Consider the following 16,475-nt stretch of genomic DNA (forward strand, 5'->3'; position numbering starts at 1 on the left):
CCCTTACGGATTCACCACCTTGTCACCCACGGACAGGGTGCGAGTGGCCTTCAGAATCAGGCCATAGCTGAGTTTTTCGTAGGTCTGGAAGACCATCAGCAGACCGGCGCGCTCGTCGGGAAGCTGCACCATCTCCTTGGTCACCGGGTCCTTGGCCATACGCCCGGCCTGCAGTACAGCCAGCACGTTGCCTACTTCCAGGCCATCCCGGTCGCCGCGGTTCAGCACCACCACGTTATATTGGCCGATCTGGGTAACACCGCTTTCCACGGCAATCATCTTGCCCTCAATGTCCTCATCGGGGGCGCTGGGCGTGAAAGCGGTGTTGATACGACGGTCCTCGCGGGCCAGCAGACGGTCCTCGATGCGAACTTCCTCGCGGGTGCGGGTCAGCTTCACGGTCAGGATGTCGCCTTCCTCGTCGACCACGTTGCCGTCGCCGATAGAGCGGGCCTCCAGGCCCAGGAACTCGCCGGTGTCCGGGTCGGTGTGGGCACGGCTGCGGCGGAAAATACCAACGCTGCGGGCCGGAGCCTCGCCACGGGCATAGACACGGTCGCCGGCACCGGTAACGATGCGACCTTCCTCACCCTCCAGTATATACGGGGCGCCGTTCAGTTCCTCTTCCGTAACGATACGGGTCTTGGTGAGGAAACTGTCGATAGCGTCCAGGGGAATGGCCGGAATCGGGGTGTCGATCTGTTCGGACCGTACCTGGGGCGAGAGCTTGACCACACCGCTGCTCGACTTGGTCAGGTAGGGCTTGCCATCAATATAGACCAGCGCCAGTTCATCCCCGGGATAGATCAGGTGGGGGTTATTGACCTGGGGGTTCACGTGCCAGATCTCCGGCCAGTACCAGGGATTGTTCAGGAACCGTGATGAGATATCCCAGAGGGTATCACCCTTCTTCACGACGTACCGGTCGGGGTGATCCGTCCGGAACTCCGGGCCCTGCGCCTGTGCCCAGGATGTGGACAGCAGCATCACGGCCGCCAGAGCGTACAGCAGTTTCCTCATTGTAAAATCCTTCATCGCGCGTGCCTTGGTAAAGCGTGCTCCCCTCTAATATAGAGGAAAGTAACGAAATTGTGATCTTATATTCTTGTCTTGCAGTAGATTCTGACTATCGCCTGATCAGTTTGTATTCAATGATGCTTCCGGGGATAATACAGGGAATCAACGCTGTCCCCTTGGAATACGGACCTATCGTTCCGATTATGATAGCCAGTAGACAGCAAAAGTCGCGGTACGCGATCGCATTTTGTGACACCAGCCAGACCTTCTGGCGAGATCATGGCAACTCAGGCAAGCACAGGCAATTATGATTCTGAACATTCTTGAATATCCGGACCCACGGCTGCGGACCATCGCCAAGCCGGTGACAGAAGTCACCGACGAGCACCGCAAGCTGATCGACGACATGTTCGAGACCATGTACGACGCCCCGGGTATCGGCCTGGCAGCGACCCAGGTAAACGTTCACGAGCAGATCATCGTGATGGACCTGTCCGAGGACAGAAGCGAGCCAAGGGTCTTCATCAACCCTGAGGTGGAAGTGCTCGACGGCGACTACCAGCCCATGCAGGAAGGCTGCCTGTCCGTGCCGGGGTTCTACGAGGATGTGGATCGTATCGAACACGTTCGCATCAGGGCCATCGACTATAACGGCCAGCCCTATGAACTGGAAGCCACCGGCCTGCTGGCGGTGTGCATCCAGCACGAGATGGACCACCTGAACGGCAAACTGTTCGTGGATTACCTGAGCGCACTCAAGCGTAACCGCATCCGCAAGAAGCTCGAGAAGCTTCACAAGAAGAGCGCCTGATCCGATCAGGCTGACACTGACTATCAGGAACCGGGTGTAAGCGCCCGGTTTTTTCGTTTGCTAACACCGTCAACGCAGCCAGAAACAGGAATCCGCAGTGCGAATCGTTTTTGCCGGAACCCCCGATTTTGCCGCCGTCGCCCTACGGGCACTGCTTGCCACCGACCATGACATCGTCGCCGTCTACACCCAGCCCGACCGACCAGCCGGCCGTGGCCGCAAACAGCAGTTCGGCCCGGTGAAGCAGGCCGCCGTGGAGGCGGACATCCCCGTTTATCAGCCCTCCTCCCTGAAGGATGATACCGAACAACAGCGCCTTCGCGACCTGCAACCGGATGTGATGGTGGTGGCCGCCTACGGTCTGATCCTGCCCCAGGCGGTACTTGATATCCCCCGCCTGGGCTGCCTGAACATCCACGCGTCGCTGCTGCCCCGCTGGCGAGGCGCCGCCCCGATCCACCGTGCCATCGAAGCCGGTGACGCGGAAACCGGCATCACCATCATGCAGATGGCCGCCGGCCTCGATACCGGTGACATGCTGCTCAAGCAGGGTACCCCCGTCCATGACGACGACACCGGCGGCAGCCTCCACGACCGGCTGGCGGACATGGGCGGCAAGGCCATCGTTGAAGCACTCGCGGCGCTGGACACCCGGGGCCTCACCGCCGAGCCCCAGGATGACAGCCTGGCCACCTATGCCCACAAACTGAGCAAGGATGAGGCGCATATCGACTGGCAGGCCAGTGCGGCAGCGATTGCCCGCAAGGTTCGCGCCTTCAACCCCTGGCCGGGTACCGATGGCGAACTGGATGGAAAGCGGGTACGCATCCACGAAGCCTTTGCTGTCGACGATTCCACCAGCCAGCCCCCCGGCATGGTACTGGCCCGCGAGCGCTCCGGTGTCGACATTGCCTGCGGCAACGGCATCCTGCGGGTAACCCGGGTGCAGTTGCCGGGCACCCGGGCCATGTCGGTGTCTGATCTGATCAATGGCGGCAAACCGGTGCTGACACCGGGCCAGGTGCTGCAATGATGCCCCGGGAGCTGCCACTGCGAGCCGTCGCCGCGCGGGTCATACTGGCGGTGGAGCAGGGGGAGTCCCTCAACCAGTGCCTGCCCGTGGAAGCCCATACCCTCGAACCGGACCTCCGCCCCCAGCTCCAGGCCCTGTGCTATGGCACCTGCCGCTGGTTCCACCGGCTGGATGACGAGCTGACCAGCCGCCTGCGCAAGCCACTGCGCAAGCAGGACCGCATTGTCCATCACCTGATGCTGGTGGCCCTGTTCCAGCTGCGCTTCAGTGAGAACCCCTCCTACGCCGTCCTCAACGAAACCGTGGAAGCCTGCAAGGCCCTGGGCAAGACACCCTTGGCCGGGCTGGTAAATGGTTTACTGCGGGCAGCGGAACGGGAAGGTGCGCCGGCCCCCACCAGTGATGAGGCCCGCTACAGTCACCCCGGCTGGATGATCGAAAAGCTCCGCCACAACTGGCCGGAGCACTGGCAGGGCATACTCGGGGCCAATAACGCCCAGGCCCCCATGACCCTGCGCATCAACCGCATGCACGGCAGCCGGGACGAGTACCTGGACCGGCTGCGGGAAGCAGGCATTCCGGGCCGGGCCACCGAATTTGCCGACCTGGGTATCCAGCTGGACCGACCGGTGCCCGTGGACCTTTTGCCTGGCTTTGCCCACGGCCATGTCAGCGTGCAGGATGAAGCCGCCCAACTGTGTACCCAGTGGCTGAAGCCCGGGCCCGAGCAGCGTATTCTGGACGCCTGTGCCGCCCCTGGTGGCAAGACCTGCGCCATCCTTGAGGCCATCGACAACCAGGGGGAAGTGTTGGCCATCGACGAGTCCGCCGATCGCCTGCCCCGGATCCAGGAGAATCTGGAACGGCTGCAACTCTCTGCCAGACTGATAGAAGCAGACGCCGCCGACGTCGACCAGTGGTGGGACGGCCAGCCGTTTGACGCCATTTTGCTGGATGTTCCGTGTAGCGCCACCGGCGTGATTCGCCGACACCCGGACATCAAGCTGTTGCGGCGGGAAACCGATATCACCCCGCTTGCCACCATCCAGATTGGCCTGCTGTCAGCCCTGTGGCAGACCCTGAGGCCCGGAGGCCGGCTTGTTTACGCGACATGTTCCGTGTTTCCCCAGGAAAACAGCCGTATAATCCGGCGATTCCTGGGGCAGCAAACGGATGCCCGACTGCTTGATGAGCCGGTGGCCTGGGGGATGGACACCGGTCATGGGCGGCAACTGCTACCGAACCCGGAAAGTCACGATGGATTTTTCTACGCCTGCCTGAAAAAGGGCGGGCCGGAGGAGCGCCAGTGAAGATCATTATCCTCGGAGCCGGTCAGGTGGGGGGCAGCCTTGCCGAGAACCTCGCCAACGAGGCCAACGACATCACCGTGATCGACAGCGACGGGGTGCGCCTGCGGGAACTCCAGGACCGGCTGGACATCCGCACGGTACAGGGCTTTGCGTCCTATCCCACCGTGCTGAGGCAGGCCGGCGCCGAAGATGCCGACATGCTGATTGCCGTCACCAACTCCGACGAGACCAATATGGTCGCCTGCCAGGTGGCCTTCTCGCTGTTCAAGACACCCTCCAAGATCAGCCGGGTAAGGGCCAACGCCTACCTGGCACGCAAGGAACTGTTTGGCGAGAACGGCTTTCCGGTGGATGTCCTGATCAGCCCGGAGCACCTGGTCACCCAGCACATCACCCGGCTGATCGAATATCCCGGCGCCCTGCAGGTGCTGGAATTCTCCAACGGCCTGGTGCGGCTGGTGGCCATCCGCGCCACCGAGGGTGGTCCGCTGGTGGGCCATGAGCTGTCGTATCTGCGCACCCACATGCCCCGCATCGACACCCGGGTGGCGGCCATCTTCCGCAAGGATCGGCCCATCATTCCCCAGGGCGACACCGTCATCGAGGATGGTGACGAGGTCTTCTTCATTGCCGGCACCGACCACATCCGCTCGGTGATGAGCGAACTGCAGCCCCTGGAGAAACCCTACAAGCGCGTCTTCATCTGTGGTGGCGGCAACATCGGCCAGCGCCTGGCCCATACCCTGGAGAGTCGCTACCAGGTCAAGCTGCTGGAGCAGAACCGGGACCGCTGCGTGATGCTGTCGGAGAACCTGCGCAAGACCATCGTGCTGGAAGGCAACGCCGCCAACAAGGACATCCTGCTGGAAGAGAACATCGAAAGCACCGATGTATTCTGCGCGGTCACCAACGATGACGAGGCCAACATCATGGCCTCACTGCTGGCCAAACGCCTTGGCGCCCGCAAGGTGCTCACCCTGATCAACAACCCGGATTACGTGGACCTGATCCAGGGTGGCGAAATCGACGTGGCCATCTCGCCCCAGCAAACCACCATTGGCAGCCTGCTGACCCACGTGCGCAAGGGCGACGTGGTCAATGTGCACGCCCTGCGAAGGGGCGCGGCGGAGGCGATCGAGGCCATCGCCCACGGCGATCATCGTTCCTCACGGGTTGTCGGCAAACGCCTGGACGAGATCAAGCTGCCCCAGGGCACAACCATTGGCGCCATCGTGCGCCACAACGAGGTACTGATCGCCCACGATCACCTGCGGGTGCAACCGGACGACCACGTGGTGCTGTTCCTGGTGGACAAGACCCGCATCCGCGAGGTGGAAAAGCTGTTCCAGGTGGGGCTGACCTTCTTCTGATGACACATCCACCGCAACCGAAGGGACTGTAGAGTGCGCCTGCCGGTTATTGCCAAGGTACTCGGCCTGCTGATGATGCTGTTCAGCCTCACCATGCTGCCGCCCCTGGGCATCTCCCTGCTGTACGACGACGGCCAGTGGCAGCGCTTTGCCAATGGCCTGATGATGGTCATGTTCGGTGGCCTGGTGGTGTGGCTCCCCTTCCGGCGGGTGGCCGGTGACCTTCGGGTGCGGGACGGCTTCCTGATCACCACCCTGTTCTGGGTGGTACTGAGCGTGGCCGGCTCTATTCCCTTTTACCTCAGCAATAACGCGCCCTACACCTATATTGACTCGTTGTTCGAAGCCGTCTCCGGGCTCACCACCACCGGGGCCACCGTCATTACCGGCATCGACTCACTGCCGGAGTCCATGCTCTGGTATCGCCAGCAGCTGCAATGGCTGGGCGGCATGGGGATCATTGTGCTGGCGGTCGCCATCCTGCCCATGCTGGGTATCGGGGGTATGCAGCTGTACCGGGCCGAAGTGCCGGGGCCAGTGAAAGACAACAAGCTCACCCCCCGCATCGGGGAAACCGCCAAGGCCCTGTGGTACATCTACGTGGCGCTCACCGCACTGTGCGCCTTTGCCTACTGGGCCGCCGGCATGACCTGGTTCGATGCCATCGGCCACAGCTTCTCCACCGTCGCCATCGGCGGGTTCTCCACCCACGACGCCAGCATCGGGTATTTTGACAGTGCGCTGATCGAAATGATTGCGGTGGTGTTCATGATCATCTCGGGAGCCAATTTCGCACTGCACTTCATGGCCTTTCGCCAACGCAGTCTCAGGGCCTACTGGCAGGATTCGGAGTTCCGTTTCTACTTCAGCATTCTTGCAGTGGTGAGCGTCGTCACCGTACTGGTACTCATTTACACCGCTACCCTCGGCCCCACCAAGGCGATATCGAAGGGCATCTTCGAAGTGGTGTCCATCGCCACCACCACCGGTTTCGGCGCCGCCGACTTCAGCCAGTGGCCGCTGATGCTGCCGTTCATGCTGTTCGTGCTGGCCTTCATGGGCGGCTGTGCCGGTTCCACGGGCGGCGGCATGAAGGTCATGCGGGTGCTATTGATCTATCGACAGGGCTCCCGGGAAGTAAAGCGACTGCTTCACCCCAACGCCGTGATTCCGGTAAAGCTGGGCAACCGGCCGGTATCCGACCGGGTACTGCAGGCGGTATGGGGTTTCTTCTCGGTGTACATGTTCATGTTCGTGGCCATGCTGATCATCCTGCTGGCCACGGGCCTGGACCAGGTGACCGCCTGGACCGCCGTCGCCGCCGCCATCAACAACCTGGGCCCCGGCCTGGGCGACGTGGCCTACCACTACGGCAACATCAACGACGTCGCCAAATGGGTGCTCTGCTTCGCAATGCTGCTGGGCCGGCTGGAGGTGTTTACTCTGCTGGTGCTGCTGACGCCCGCATTCTGGCGGCGCTAGGATTAAACCAAAGCCAGCGTAGTACTGTGAAGGACGTACTCATATATTATTTTGTCATGTCGAGTGGAGTATGGTCGCATTCTTAACCTGGTTGTCGGCCATGCTTGTTTATCTACGTGAAGTTGTTTACCGTATCACTCGGGCCAGATGGACTCTGGCTCGCTAGTTCGAGTCGAACCCCCGACTACTGCACGCAAAGGAGCGCACATATATGACCTCAGCTGTATCCACCGCACGCAAGAACTCGGAAACTGAGGAAGTCATTTCTCCTTCAACCGCCAAAAACCTTGCTAACTATGGAATAACTTTTATTAATTCAGCGGATGAGATCATCCTGAAACGTGGTGCTACAGTAATTACCAAGATCTCTAAAAGTTCCGCTGGGTTACTGGGTCCTGCGATAGCTCTTCTGGATTCGAAATCTGCCGAGGGTGCGCTGGTGGCGCAAACCAGATTTAACATTGAGCGCTACTATGCCAAAAGCCAAGATCTGAACGGGCAGATAAAGATGCGACAGATGTTAAGTCGCGGCGATCATATCGGGATAGTTTTGTACTTATTGTCCCACGGATATCAGTATAAAAGCCTTGATGAGCTTCTTAATGAGGGGCTTAGTCAATGAATATGATTGCAAATATCGTCAAGGCCAGCCTGTTTCTGCTTCTTCTCTCAAGTGTTGCTTGTGCTAGTTCGCCTGTTACCGACACAGGAGCTTCACCTGGAAAGTCCGAATATCAGGATTTCCTAGCGCAGGTTGTTGGAGGTAACTTAAAAGCGACCACAAAAGATGACCAGGGACGTCCCGCAGTGATAACTGCCGTCATATATGGCTCTGATGAGGATCTGCAGCTAGTCCTGAACCAAGGGGCCGACCCCAATGCCACGTTCTCCGGGTTAACAGCGCTTCAGTTCGCCGTGTCTGATTCCTGTCGGGCAGAGAAGGTTGGCATACTGATCAATGCTGGTGCGGACGTGAACAGGTCTGGGAAGATTTTGGATTCCAGCCCACTCCATCTGGCTGCACAACATCAAAACGCGGCATGCGTCGCAGCTCTTGCAAATGCTGGTGCGGACGTTAATGCCCAGGATAACCAAGGCGAAACGGCCTACTTCTATGCGATTGACTTTGCAAGTGAGCCAGCAATCGAAACTCTGTCAAGCCTTGGCGCTGACCCGACAATTGCGCGCAAGGACGGACTGGACATTTTCCAGTGGGCGATAGTTAACGATAGGGCAGGTTTGGTGAAGCCGCTAGTCTTCAAATTAGTCGAACAAGACTGAGCCTACAACGGTCTCGCCAAGTGCAAAAATAGGGTTTCTCAGCCAGTATGTCCTCAGAGGCTCGCACCACCATCGCTATTACGTCGGAAGGTTGGAAAGATAAAAATAAGCCTTGTTAGAGTTCCACTGGCCCCCGTACAGAACAGCAAGGGAGCAACCGCACCTTGCCAAGTCGAGTCCGATAATAGTTCAGTTTGCCACCACCCAAGCGCGGCCAGTAGAGAAAACACGATAAGCAGTTTCATTTCGTTGTTGCTGGCTTTTGAGGAATGGAGGTGGATATCTCCTCAAGACGAGCCTCGTCAATGTCATTGCAGTTAAATCTGGAGTCGTACAAACGGTTCAGATAATCTGAGCGGCTTTCGCCCGAATGAACAGGGACCTCTACCATTTCGTTTTGGCTCGCCGTAAGGGCAACAGCCAGATACTGCGAGTTCCATCCAGCGTCGTTCAGGGATTTGATCAGGGCATCAGTCAGCTTTGGAAAATCGTCAGCCGTTTCAAGCCCCAGATCCCTCGCTATCGCATAACAACTCGATGTATCGGTTATGAATCGGGCGTCATCAACGATTTGCAGCGTAGCGTCTTCTCCAGCTATATCGCCTTTAGCCTGGGCGCTCAGAAGAAGGTTGAGTAGAGTAGACGGGGTTCTCATATCCATGAGGTGGTCCCTTGCTAGCACGATACTCAGAGGATATGGCATAGACGGCGATCCAGGCAAGGCAGCGAATAGGCCTCCGAAGAATGCGCACTATTTCGAAGGTGACTTAGAAATAACCAGCCTTGACGCGTATAATACCCGCCTTTCGATGCGGGCCGGCTCGGGTTTCCTGTCTTTCAGCCTCCCCGCAACACTCAGACCGAACAGCAGGCAAGCGTCGTGACAACCATGGCATCACAACCGTCAACACCGGATCTGAAGACCTTTCAGGGGCTGATCCTGGCACTGCAGAATTTCTGGGCGCAGCACGGCTGCGTGGTTCTTCAGCCACTGGACATGGAAGTAGGGGCCGGCACCTTTCACCCCGCCACCTTCCTGCGCTCCATCGGCCCGGAAACCTGGAACGCTGCCTACGTGCAGCCCAGCCGCCGCCCCACCGACGGCCGTTACGGCGAGAACCCCAACCGCCTTCAGCATTACTACCAGTTCCAGGTGGTGCTCAAGCCATCCCCGGACAATATCCAGGAACTGTACCTGGATTCCCTGAGGGCCCTGGGCCTGGACCCGCTGGTGCACGACATCCGCTTCGTGGAAGACAACTGGGAATCTCCGACCCTGGGCGCCTGGGGCCTGGGCTGGGAAATCTGGCTCAACGGCATGGAAGTCACCCAGTTCACCTACTTCCAGCAGGTGGGCGGCCTGGAGTGCTACCCGGTCACCGGCGAGCTGACTTACGGCCTTGAGCGCATCGCCATGTACCTGCAGGGCGTCGACAGCGTGTATGACCTGGTGTGGACCGAAGGCCCGGATGGCGTGGTCACCTACGGCGATGTGTTCCACCAGCAGGAAGTGGAGATGTCCACCTACAACTTCGAGCATGCGGACACCGACTTCCTGTTCCACAGCTTTGATGTGTACGAGCGTGAAAGTGCCCGCCTGATCGATGCGGGCCTGGCGCTGCCGGCCTATGAGCAGGTGCTCAAGGCCTCCCACACTTTCAACCTGCTGGACGCCCGCCACGCCATTTCCGTAACCGAACGTCAGCGCTTCATCCTGCGGGTCCGTACCCTGGCGCGGTCCGTGGCCCAGGCCTACTTCGACAGCCGCAAGGCCCTGGGTTTCCCGATGGCGCCGGAAGCCCTGCGCAAGGAAGTCCTGGCCGCTGAAGAGAACGCCGGCAAGGGCAAAAAAGGCAAAAAGGCCAAGAAGGGGAACGCGTAATGGCTACTCAGGATTTTCTGGTTGAACTGGGCACCGAGGAGCTCCCTCCCAAGGCCCTCAAACCCCTGTCCGATGCCTTTGCCCACGGCATCCGCAACGGCCTGGAAGAGGCCGGCATCGCCTTCGACAGAGTCGAGGCGTTTGCTGCACCCCGTCGCCTGGCCGTGCGGGTCCGCAAGCTCGAAGACGCTCAGCCGGACAAGCCGGTGGAAAAGCGCGGCCCGGCCGTGAAGGCGGCCTTTGATGATGCCGGCAACCCCACCAAGGCCCTCAACGGCTTTGCCAGTTCCGTGGGCGTGACCCCGGAACAGCTCGACACCCTGGAAACCGACAAGGGCGCCTGGGTGGTTTACCGTACCGTGGAGCAGGGCAAGCCCACCATGGAGCTGCTGCCCCAGCTGGTGGAACAGGCCCTGGCCGGCCTGCCCATCCCCAAGCGCATGCGCTGGGGTGCCCACCGGACCGAATTCGTGCGTCCGGTACACTGGCTGGTATTCATGTACGGCAACACCGTGATCGACGCTCCCATCATGGGCCTGAAGCCGGGCAACACCACCCGCGGTCACCGCTTCCACTGCCCGCGCTCGCTCATTGTGTCGACCCCCAATGACTACGAGATCGTGCTCAAGCAGGAAGGCTACGTGATCGCAGACTTCGCCGAGCGTCGGGAGATCGTGCGCCAGGGCGTGGCGGAAACCGCCGAGAAGGAAACAGGCGGCAAGGCCGTGATCGACGAAGACCTTCTGGACGAGGTCACCGCCCTCAACGAGTGGCCGGTACCCCTGCTGGGCCGGTTTGAGGAACGCTTCCTGGAAGTACCCGCCGAGGCGCTGATTTCCTCCATGAAGGAACACCAGAAGTACTTCCACGTGATGGACCGGGACGGGAAGATGCTGCCGGTCTTCATCACCCTGGCCAACCTGGAGAGCAAGGACCCGGCCCAGGTGATCTCAGGCAACGAGAAGGTCATCCGTCCGCGACTGTCCGACGCCGCCTTCTTCTACGAGACCGATCGCAAGACCCGGCTCGAGGACCGCATTGAGCAGCTCAAGCCCATCGTGTTCCAGGAGAAACTGGGCAGTATCTACGACAAGTCGGTCCGCGTCGCCGCCCTGGCCGGCAAGATCGCCGAAGCCATCGGCAGTGATCCGGCCCTGGCCGAGCGCGCCGCCATGCTGGGCAAGACCGACCTGGTCACCGAGATGGTGCTGGAGTTCACCGACCTGCAGGGCATCATGGGCCAGTACTACGCCGCCAACGACGGCGAGCATGACGACGTGGCCCGGTCACTGAACGAGCAGTACATGCCCCGTTTTGCCGGGGACGACCTGCCGTCCACCCTCACCGGCTGCGCTGTCGCCATTGCTGACCGGCTCGACTCCCTGGTTGGCCTGTTCGGCATCAACCAGCCACCGTCCGGCACCCGTGACCCCTTTGCCCTGCGCCGGGCGTCCCTGGGTGTGCTGCGCATTATCATCGAACGGGAGCTGCCCCTGGACCTGCAGACCTGCTGCGAGTGGGCCGAGCAGAATTTCAGCCAGCTCACCGAGCAGAATACTGCTCACACCGTGGTCGACTACATGCTCGAGCGCTTCCGCGCCCACTATGAAGAGCAGGGCATCAGCGCCGAGGTCTACCTGGCGGTACACGCCCGCCGGCCTACCCGGCCCCTGGACTTCGACCGTCGGGTGAAGGCGGTGGACGCCTTCCGCAAGTTGCCGGAAGCCGAGGCCCTGGCCGCCGCCAACAAGCGGGTATCCAACATCCTCACCAAGCAGGGCGATGCATCCATCGGCGAGCACGTGGACAATGCCCTGTTGCAGGACAGGGCGGAAATTGCCCTGGCCGAACAGGTAAGCGCACAGGCCGAGAAAGTGGTGCCGCTGTTCGATAGCGGTGACTACGCTACCGCCCTGAGCTCCCTGGCCAGCCTGCGGACACCTGTGGATGCGTTCTTCGACGAGGTGATGGTGATGGCGGACGACGAAGCCGTGCGCACCAACCGGCTGTCGCTGCTCAACCGCCTGCGCAACCTGTTCCTGCGGGTGGCGGACATCTCACTGCTGCCAGGTAGCTGAGAACCTCTGCGGAATGAAGAAGGCTTCCCCTGACCGGGAAGCCTTTTTTCGTTGGGTGGCCTTTACGGCTACAACCAGCCTTTGCGCTTGAAGTACCAGTAGGGCGCAAAGCCCGACCCCACCATCAGCACCAGCGCACCCGGATAACCCAGCAGCCACTCCAGCTCGGGCATGAACTCGAAGTTCATACCGTAGATACTGGCAATCAGCGTAGGCGGCAGGAACACCACGGCGGCGATGGAAAACGTCTTGATGATCTGGTTCTGCTCGATGTTGATAAAACCCTGGGTGGAGCCCATCAGGAAGTTGATCTTCTCGAACAGGAAGGCGCTGTGGGACATCAGGGTTTCGATATCCCGGGCGATTTCACGGCAGGTCTCCCGTAACTCCGGGTGCTGCCTCAGGTGCCTGACCAGGAAGGAAATATCCCGCTGGCTGTCCATCAGGCACAGGCGAATGCGGCCGTTGCTGTCTTCCAGCCTCGCCAGCTGGCTGATGGCCTCTTCCAGCTCCGCTTCTTCATCCTCCAGCACCAGGTAGGACACCTTGTCGAGTTGCTCGTGGATATGCTCCAGGTTGTCGGCGTGGTTCTCGATTTTCTGCTCGAACACGGTGACCAGGGCTTCAGACGGATGGGTGCTCTCCAGCTGGCCCCGTCGTGCCCGCATGCGCATCAGGCGGAAGTCCGCAATCTCGTCATCCCGGATGGTGATCAGGCGCTCAGGCTGCAGAATGCAGGCCACCGACACGGTGGTGTGCCGGCCCTCGGTCTGGGTCAGGAATAACGAATGCACATGGATGCCGGCCTGGTCGACAAAGCAACGGGCGGAGGCCTCGATTTCATCCACTTCGTCCTGCTCTGGCACATCGGTCATCAGCAGCTTCTCGAGGATGGCCCTTTCTTCCTCGTTCGCTTCGTAACAGTCAATCCAGTCCGCCGCGCGAACCTGGGCCTCCAGCGGCTCCTCGGTCACCGGGATTTCGCGAATGAGGCCATTGTTAAATCGGAACAGTCGAAGCACAGCCTTCTCCCGTATCTGGTCAGGGTGTCAGGGTATTCTACCCGCCAAAAGCACTCACCCGGAAAGCCGCCAAAAGATTCATTCCGAACCCCGCCGGGGGGCTGGCAATCGACCAGAGAATACGTATAATACCGCCGGTAATTCGGCGTGTGGCGCAGCTTGGTAGCGCACTTCGTTCGGGACGAAGGGGTCGCAGGTTCGAATCCTGCCACGCCGACCATTCCTTTCCCGGTTTCCCCAGAACTTTCCGTCGTCCCTTCTTCGCTGCAACACGTTTCGCGACAAACGTCGTGCGGAAACATCCTGTTGCTCACCAGGCAAAGCCTCCTGCGCACAACGGGACGGCCACGAGGATGACGGTTTCTGTTCCCCACGGTGGAATACAAATCACGTTTTGGAACTACCGTCGTTGTTACAGTTGGTCACATAACCATCAACTGTTCGCATAACCATCAACAACCGATCCACAACAACAAGATGGCCCTCACATGGACGATGAGATTCACACCGTCGACTGCCGGTGGCTGCTTGCCCTTTATGCCATTATTCCGATTTCCATTGCCGCCGTGGCCCTGGACCTGTTCTGGCTTGATGGCCGGCTGTTACAGGAATATCTGCCATCCGATCCTAACCGATGGGCTTTCTGGACCGTTGTCTTCGGCCTTCCCCACATCATAGCCAGTACCCTGACCATGGCTGACCGGGAGTACCTGGGCTACTATCGCCGTCGGCTGGGTATTCCACTGCTTGTCTTCACCGCCATTACCACCGCGGGTTTTCTGGGCCCACAGCCCATCAGCTACAACCTGTTGTTTGTTTTCCTGGCGTTCTACACCATTTACCACGTGCTGGCGCAGCAGCTTGGCCTGACGTTGATGATGATGGCTGTGCCACCCACCCGTACCTTCCGCGCCTGGAAGTGGCTGGCCATTTTTGCGGGCTTCGCCATCTACGTGACCGTGTACGGGCAGGGCCGCTTTGGCCATGTGGAAATCGGCTCGCTGCCGCTGTTCGATGTGGTCTCCTATACGGCCGGCGCCCTGGTCGCCCTGATGACAGTCATGGCCATTAATCTGACAAAGCATTCCCGCTACGCCATCGGAAAATGGTACCTGTGGGGCAATGTGGCCATGCTGATGTCGGCGTTCCTGATCAACGAGATCGGCTACACCGTGTTCGTTGTCATGATTCCGCGCATCATCCACGACCTGACGGCGTTCAGCGTCTACATCACCCATGACCGCAATCGCAACAAGGCAGGCCCGAAGAACCTTGTCTACCGGCTGACCCACCTGTTGCCGCTACCGGCCTACCTGGTCCTGCCCCTGGCGTCCATTGCCATCGCCTATCCCCTGACAACAAACCAGCACCACACGGCAATCGGTATCGCGGTGTTGACCGTGTCTTTTCTGCACTATTACTTTGAAGGGTTCATCTGGCGCGGTAACACGCCCCATAAACAGCATCTTGGTTTTCGGCGGTAGTGTCCCGACGCGGGGAGGCGTTCTGCTCCCTATGGGTGTCAGTTCCGGTTTGCCAGCTTTTCCAACAACCCCACCCGGACCTCCGGCCAGTCCAGATCGGTGATGCTGAACATGACGGAGTCCCTCACGTAACCATCCTGAACCACCATGTGCCGGCGCAGCACACCTTCTCGTTTGGCCCCCAATCGCTCGATGGCCTTCTGTGAGCGGAGGTTGCGGGCATCCGTCTTCAATTCCACCCGGAAGGCTCCCAGGGTCTCGAAAGCGTGCCTGAGCAGCAGGAACTTGGCTTCGGTATTAACGGCTGTGCGCTGGTAGTCGCGGCCCAGCCAGGTGTAGCCGATCTCCAGGCCATGATCCCGTGGGCGAACGTTGAGATAGCGGGTGCTGCCCATCAGGTCGCCGGTCGCAGGTTCAACCAGGACGTAGGGGTAGTGCAGTTCCTTGCGGGCAAATGCGAGGCCCTGCTGTACCCATTGTTCAGCATCGGCGCGGCTGGTGAAGGCGCCGGTCGGCAGGTACGCCCAGTCGTCCTGCTGCTGGCCGATGTCGAACAGGCCATCCACATGCGCTTCAGAGAGAGGCTCCAACCTGACATGCTGTCCTTCCAGAACCGGTTGCTGAATGGTAAATGTCATTTCATGTCCTTTCGTTGTGTAGAAAATACCCCGCGGAAACGAGTCTGCCGGCTCCAACGGACTCTCACTGCCACAGCCCGTCGCACATCGCCGGGTAGGTCGCCGGCGAAAAACCGTCAAACCGCATATCCCGCACCCGGTCCAGGTCAGACCAGATCAGTTGATGGCCCTTCAGCCGGCTGGTAATGCCGATTCTCTTCTGAAGCTTTTCGACTTCCTCGGCGGTAGCGTCGCGCGCTTCCCCTACCTCGCCAAACAGCCTTACCGCCGGCGCGGAGTCGAACTGTCCCCGGAACAGCGACTTGAGCCAGAAGCCGGTGCCGCTGTTAACCCCCATCAGGCAGATCCGCCGGTTGTGCTCGAAGTTCTTCGGCATGGCCTTCGAGTAGGCGTCGAAGTAATAGCCCGTCATGTCGTCCCGAAAAAAGACATGCCCGATGGGTGTTACGTGGGGGTTGCCGTCCGCATCCACGGTGGCAATGGAGAAAAAACGATTGGATTGTCTGGCGTTACCCAGAACCTCCAGAATGCCAGGCCAGTTCTTCTGCAAATCCATTTCCTGCTCCCTCAGGTTGTCCGGTGGTCTTTATTGGTCACACTTCAACTGGTAGACAATGAAATCACTGGGGCCGCCGGTATAGCGGTCGTAGAAACCGCGACCACGCTCGTTGAAGTGCTGGGTTATCCAGCGCAGGGCGGACCAGCCGCGTTGACCAGCCAGCGCCTTCAGGTGGGCGACGACGGCGTCGGCAGCACCTGTGCCCCGCGCATCCGGCGTCACGAACATGTCATCGACAAAACCAATGTATCCGCCCGCCAGGGACCGGGGGCAGGCACGCACGTGGACAATCCCCAGCGCTTTGTTGTCCTGGTCCCGCACCATCAATCCTTCAAGCACATGGTCCGGGTCCAACAGCCATTGCCATACCCGGTCGGCGATCTCATCGGTGATGGGGGTTTTATAGAAGTCGGCGTAGCCCTCAAACAGCGGCCGCCACTCAGCTCTATCGTCGGCGGTCAGGAAATTGACTCGGTATTGGTCCATGGCGGATCTCTCGCGGGCTCCT

Annotated in this window: 16 protein-coding genes and 1 tRNA gene; 11 read left to right on the forward strand and 6 right to left on the reverse strand. The window is 60.0% G+C overall.

All coding sequences use genetic code 11. From position 1 onward, the window contains the following. Window positions 1-3: 3 nt before the first annotated feature. Window positions 4-1,020: a LysM peptidoglycan-binding domain-containing protein gene (locus ACFOZ5_RS00950; protein WP_379884825.1), complete on the reverse strand. Its 1,017-nt coding sequence runs from the start codon at window positions 1,018-1,020 to the stop codon at window positions 4-6. 301 nt (window positions 1,021-1,321) lie between these two features. Between ACFOZ5_RS00950 and def the strand changes: the two genes are divergently transcribed. The 7 genes from def to ACFOZ5_RS00985 all read left to right on the forward strand — a co-directional run bounded on the left by def (window position 1,322) and on the right by ACFOZ5_RS00985 (window position 8,304). Next, window positions 1,322-1,828, forward strand: coding sequence for a peptide deformylase (gene def / locus ACFOZ5_RS00955; protein WP_379885414.1), 507 nt, complete (start codon window positions 1,322-1,324; stop codon window positions 1,826-1,828). 97 nt (window positions 1,829-1,925) lie between these two features. Then, window positions 1,926-2,861, forward strand: a complete 936-nt coding sequence (gene fmt / locus ACFOZ5_RS00960) for a methionyl-tRNA formyltransferase (RefSeq protein ID WP_379884826.1) — start codon at window positions 1,926-1,928, stop codon at window positions 2,859-2,861. Continuing rightward, complete coding sequence (gene rsmB, locus ACFOZ5_RS00965; RefSeq protein WP_379884828.1) at window positions 2,858-4,171, forward strand: 16S rRNA (cytosine(967)-C(5))-methyltransferase RsmB; 1,314 nt, start codon at window positions 2,858-2,860, stop codon at window positions 4,169-4,171. Before fmt ends, rsmB begins: the two co-directional genes overlap by 4 nt. Next, a complete protein-coding gene (trkA, locus tag ACFOZ5_RS00970; RefSeq protein ID WP_379884829.1) occupies window positions 4,168-5,541 on the forward strand; it encodes a Trk system potassium transporter TrkA in 1,374 nt (457 codons plus the stop codon). Before rsmB ends, trkA begins: the two co-directional genes overlap by 4 nt. 33 nt (window positions 5,542-5,574) lie before the next feature. Further along, window positions 5,575-7,023, forward strand: coding sequence for a TrkH family potassium uptake protein (locus tag ACFOZ5_RS00975; RefSeq protein WP_379884830.1), 1,449 nt, complete (start codon window positions 5,575-5,577; stop codon window positions 7,021-7,023). A gap of 211 nt (window positions 7,024-7,234) precedes the next feature. Next, window positions 7,235-7,645 (forward strand): hypothetical protein, encoded by a 411-nt coding sequence (locus ACFOZ5_RS00980; RefSeq protein ID WP_379884831.1) that lies wholly within the window; start codon window positions 7,235-7,237, stop codon window positions 7,643-7,645. After that, window positions 7,642-8,304 (forward strand): ankyrin repeat domain-containing protein, encoded by a 663-nt coding sequence (locus ACFOZ5_RS00985; RefSeq protein WP_379884832.1) that lies wholly within the window; start codon window positions 7,642-7,644, stop codon window positions 8,302-8,304. The genes ACFOZ5_RS00980 and ACFOZ5_RS00985 overlap by 4 nt, the downstream gene beginning before the upstream one ends. A gap of 241 nt (window positions 8,305-8,545) precedes the next feature. On the opposite strand, the gene ACFOZ5_RS00990 is transcribed toward ACFOZ5_RS00985, so the two are convergent. Beyond that, the gene (locus ACFOZ5_RS00990) at window positions 8,546-8,965 is read right to left on the reverse strand and encodes a hypothetical protein (protein ID WP_379884833.1); all 420 of its coding nucleotides are present in this window, start codon (window positions 8,963-8,965) and stop codon (window positions 8,546-8,548) included. 228 nt (window positions 8,966-9,193) lie between these two features. Here ACFOZ5_RS00990 and glyQ point away from each other — a divergent pair, with 228 nt between their 5' ends. Beyond that, entirely contained in the window at window positions 9,194-10,186 is a 993-nt protein-coding gene (glyQ, locus tag ACFOZ5_RS00995) for a glycine--tRNA ligase subunit alpha (RefSeq protein WP_379885415.1), read from the forward strand. Further along, the gene (gene glyS / locus ACFOZ5_RS01000; RefSeq protein ID WP_379884834.1) at window positions 10,186-12,264 is read left to right on the forward strand and encodes a glycine--tRNA ligase subunit beta; all 2,079 of its coding nucleotides are present in this window, start codon (window positions 10,186-10,188) and stop codon (window positions 12,262-12,264) included. The genes glyQ and glyS overlap by 1 nt, the downstream gene beginning before the upstream one ends. 68 nt (window positions 12,265-12,332) lie before the next feature. Here glyS and corA read toward each other — a convergent pair whose 3' ends face one another. Next, window positions 12,333-13,286 (reverse strand): magnesium/cobalt transporter CorA, encoded by a 954-nt coding sequence (gene corA / locus ACFOZ5_RS01005; RefSeq protein WP_379884835.1) that lies wholly within the window; start codon window positions 13,284-13,286, stop codon window positions 12,333-12,335. A gap of 143 nt (window positions 13,287-13,429) precedes the next feature. Between corA and ACFOZ5_RS01010 the strand changes: the two genes are divergently transcribed. Further along, a tRNA-Pro gene (locus ACFOZ5_RS01010) sits at window positions 13,430-13,506 on the forward strand. A 268-nt stretch (window positions 13,507-13,774) separates the two neighbouring features. Continuing rightward, complete coding sequence (locus tag ACFOZ5_RS01015) at window positions 13,775-14,770, forward strand: hypothetical protein (protein ID WP_379884836.1); 996 nt, start codon at window positions 13,775-13,777, stop codon at window positions 14,768-14,770. Between the two features lie 38 nt (window positions 14,771-14,808). On the opposite strand, the gene ACFOZ5_RS01020 is transcribed toward ACFOZ5_RS01015, so the two are convergent. The 3 genes from ACFOZ5_RS01020 to ACFOZ5_RS01030 all read right to left on the reverse strand — a co-directional run bounded on the left by ACFOZ5_RS01020 (window position 14,809) and on the right by ACFOZ5_RS01030 (window position 16,453). Next, window positions 14,809-15,408: a GNAT family N-acetyltransferase gene (locus ACFOZ5_RS01020; RefSeq protein ID WP_379884837.1), complete on the reverse strand. Its 600-nt coding sequence runs from the start codon at window positions 15,406-15,408 to the stop codon at window positions 14,809-14,811. 64 nt (window positions 15,409-15,472) lie between these two features. Continuing rightward, entirely contained in the window at window positions 15,473-15,964 is a 492-nt protein-coding gene (locus ACFOZ5_RS01025) for a pyridoxamine 5'-phosphate oxidase family protein (RefSeq protein ID WP_379884838.1), read from the reverse strand. A 30-nt stretch (window positions 15,965-15,994) separates the two neighbouring features. Then, a complete protein-coding gene (locus ACFOZ5_RS01030; RefSeq protein ID WP_379884839.1) occupies window positions 15,995-16,453 on the reverse strand; it encodes a GNAT family N-acetyltransferase in 459 nt (152 codons plus the stop codon). Window positions 16,454-16,475: the final 22 nt, after the last annotated feature.

This window comes from Marinobacter lacisalsi, assembly GCF_042651045.1.
In the GTDB taxonomy this organism is placed as follows: Bacteria; Pseudomonadota; Gammaproteobacteria; order Pseudomonadales; family Oleiphilaceae; genus Marinobacter; species Marinobacter lacisalsi.

What these genes read in the sequence shown, in the direction of transcription:
- ACFOZ5_RS01020 (WP_379884837.1), bottom strand. Translation starts at nt 15,408, where the DNA reads ATGACATTTACCATTCAGCAACCGGTTCTGGAAGGACAGCATGTCAGG.
- rsmB (WP_379884828.1), top strand. Translation starts at nt 2,858, where the DNA reads ATGATGCCCCGGGAGCTGCCACTGCGAGCCGTCGCCGCGCGGGTCATA.
- glyS (WP_379884834.1), top strand. Translation starts at nt 10,186, where the DNA reads ATGGCTACTCAGGATTTTCTGGTTGAACTGGGCACCGAGGAGCTCCCT.
- glyQ (WP_379885415.1), top strand. Translation starts at nt 9,194, where the DNA reads ATGGCATCACAACCGTCAACACCGGATCTGAAGACCTTTCAGGGGCTG.
- ACFOZ5_RS01015 (WP_379884836.1), top strand. Translation starts at nt 13,775, where the DNA reads ATGGACGATGAGATTCACACCGTCGACTGCCGGTGGCTGCTTGCCCTT.
- ACFOZ5_RS01025 (WP_379884838.1), bottom strand. Translation starts at nt 15,964, where the DNA reads ATGGATTTGCAGAAGAACTGGCCTGGCATTCTGGAGGTTCTGGGTAAC.
- ACFOZ5_RS00950 (WP_379884825.1), bottom strand. Translation starts at nt 1,020, where the DNA reads ATGAGGAAACTGCTGTACGCTCTGGCGGCCGTGATGCTGCTGTCCACA.
- ACFOZ5_RS01030 (WP_379884839.1), bottom strand. Translation starts at nt 16,453, where the DNA reads ATGGACCAATACCGAGTCAATTTCCTGACCGCCGACGATAGAGCTGAG.
- ACFOZ5_RS00985 (WP_379884832.1), top strand. Translation starts at nt 7,642, where the DNA reads ATGAATATGATTGCAAATATCGTCAAGGCCAGCCTGTTTCTGCTTCTT.
- ACFOZ5_RS00990 (WP_379884833.1), bottom strand. Translation starts at nt 8,965, where the DNA reads ATGGATATGAGAACCCCGTCTACTCTACTCAACCTTCTTCTGAGCGCC.
- ACFOZ5_RS00980 (WP_379884831.1), top strand. Translation starts at nt 7,235, where the DNA reads ATGACCTCAGCTGTATCCACCGCACGCAAGAACTCGGAAACTGAGGAA.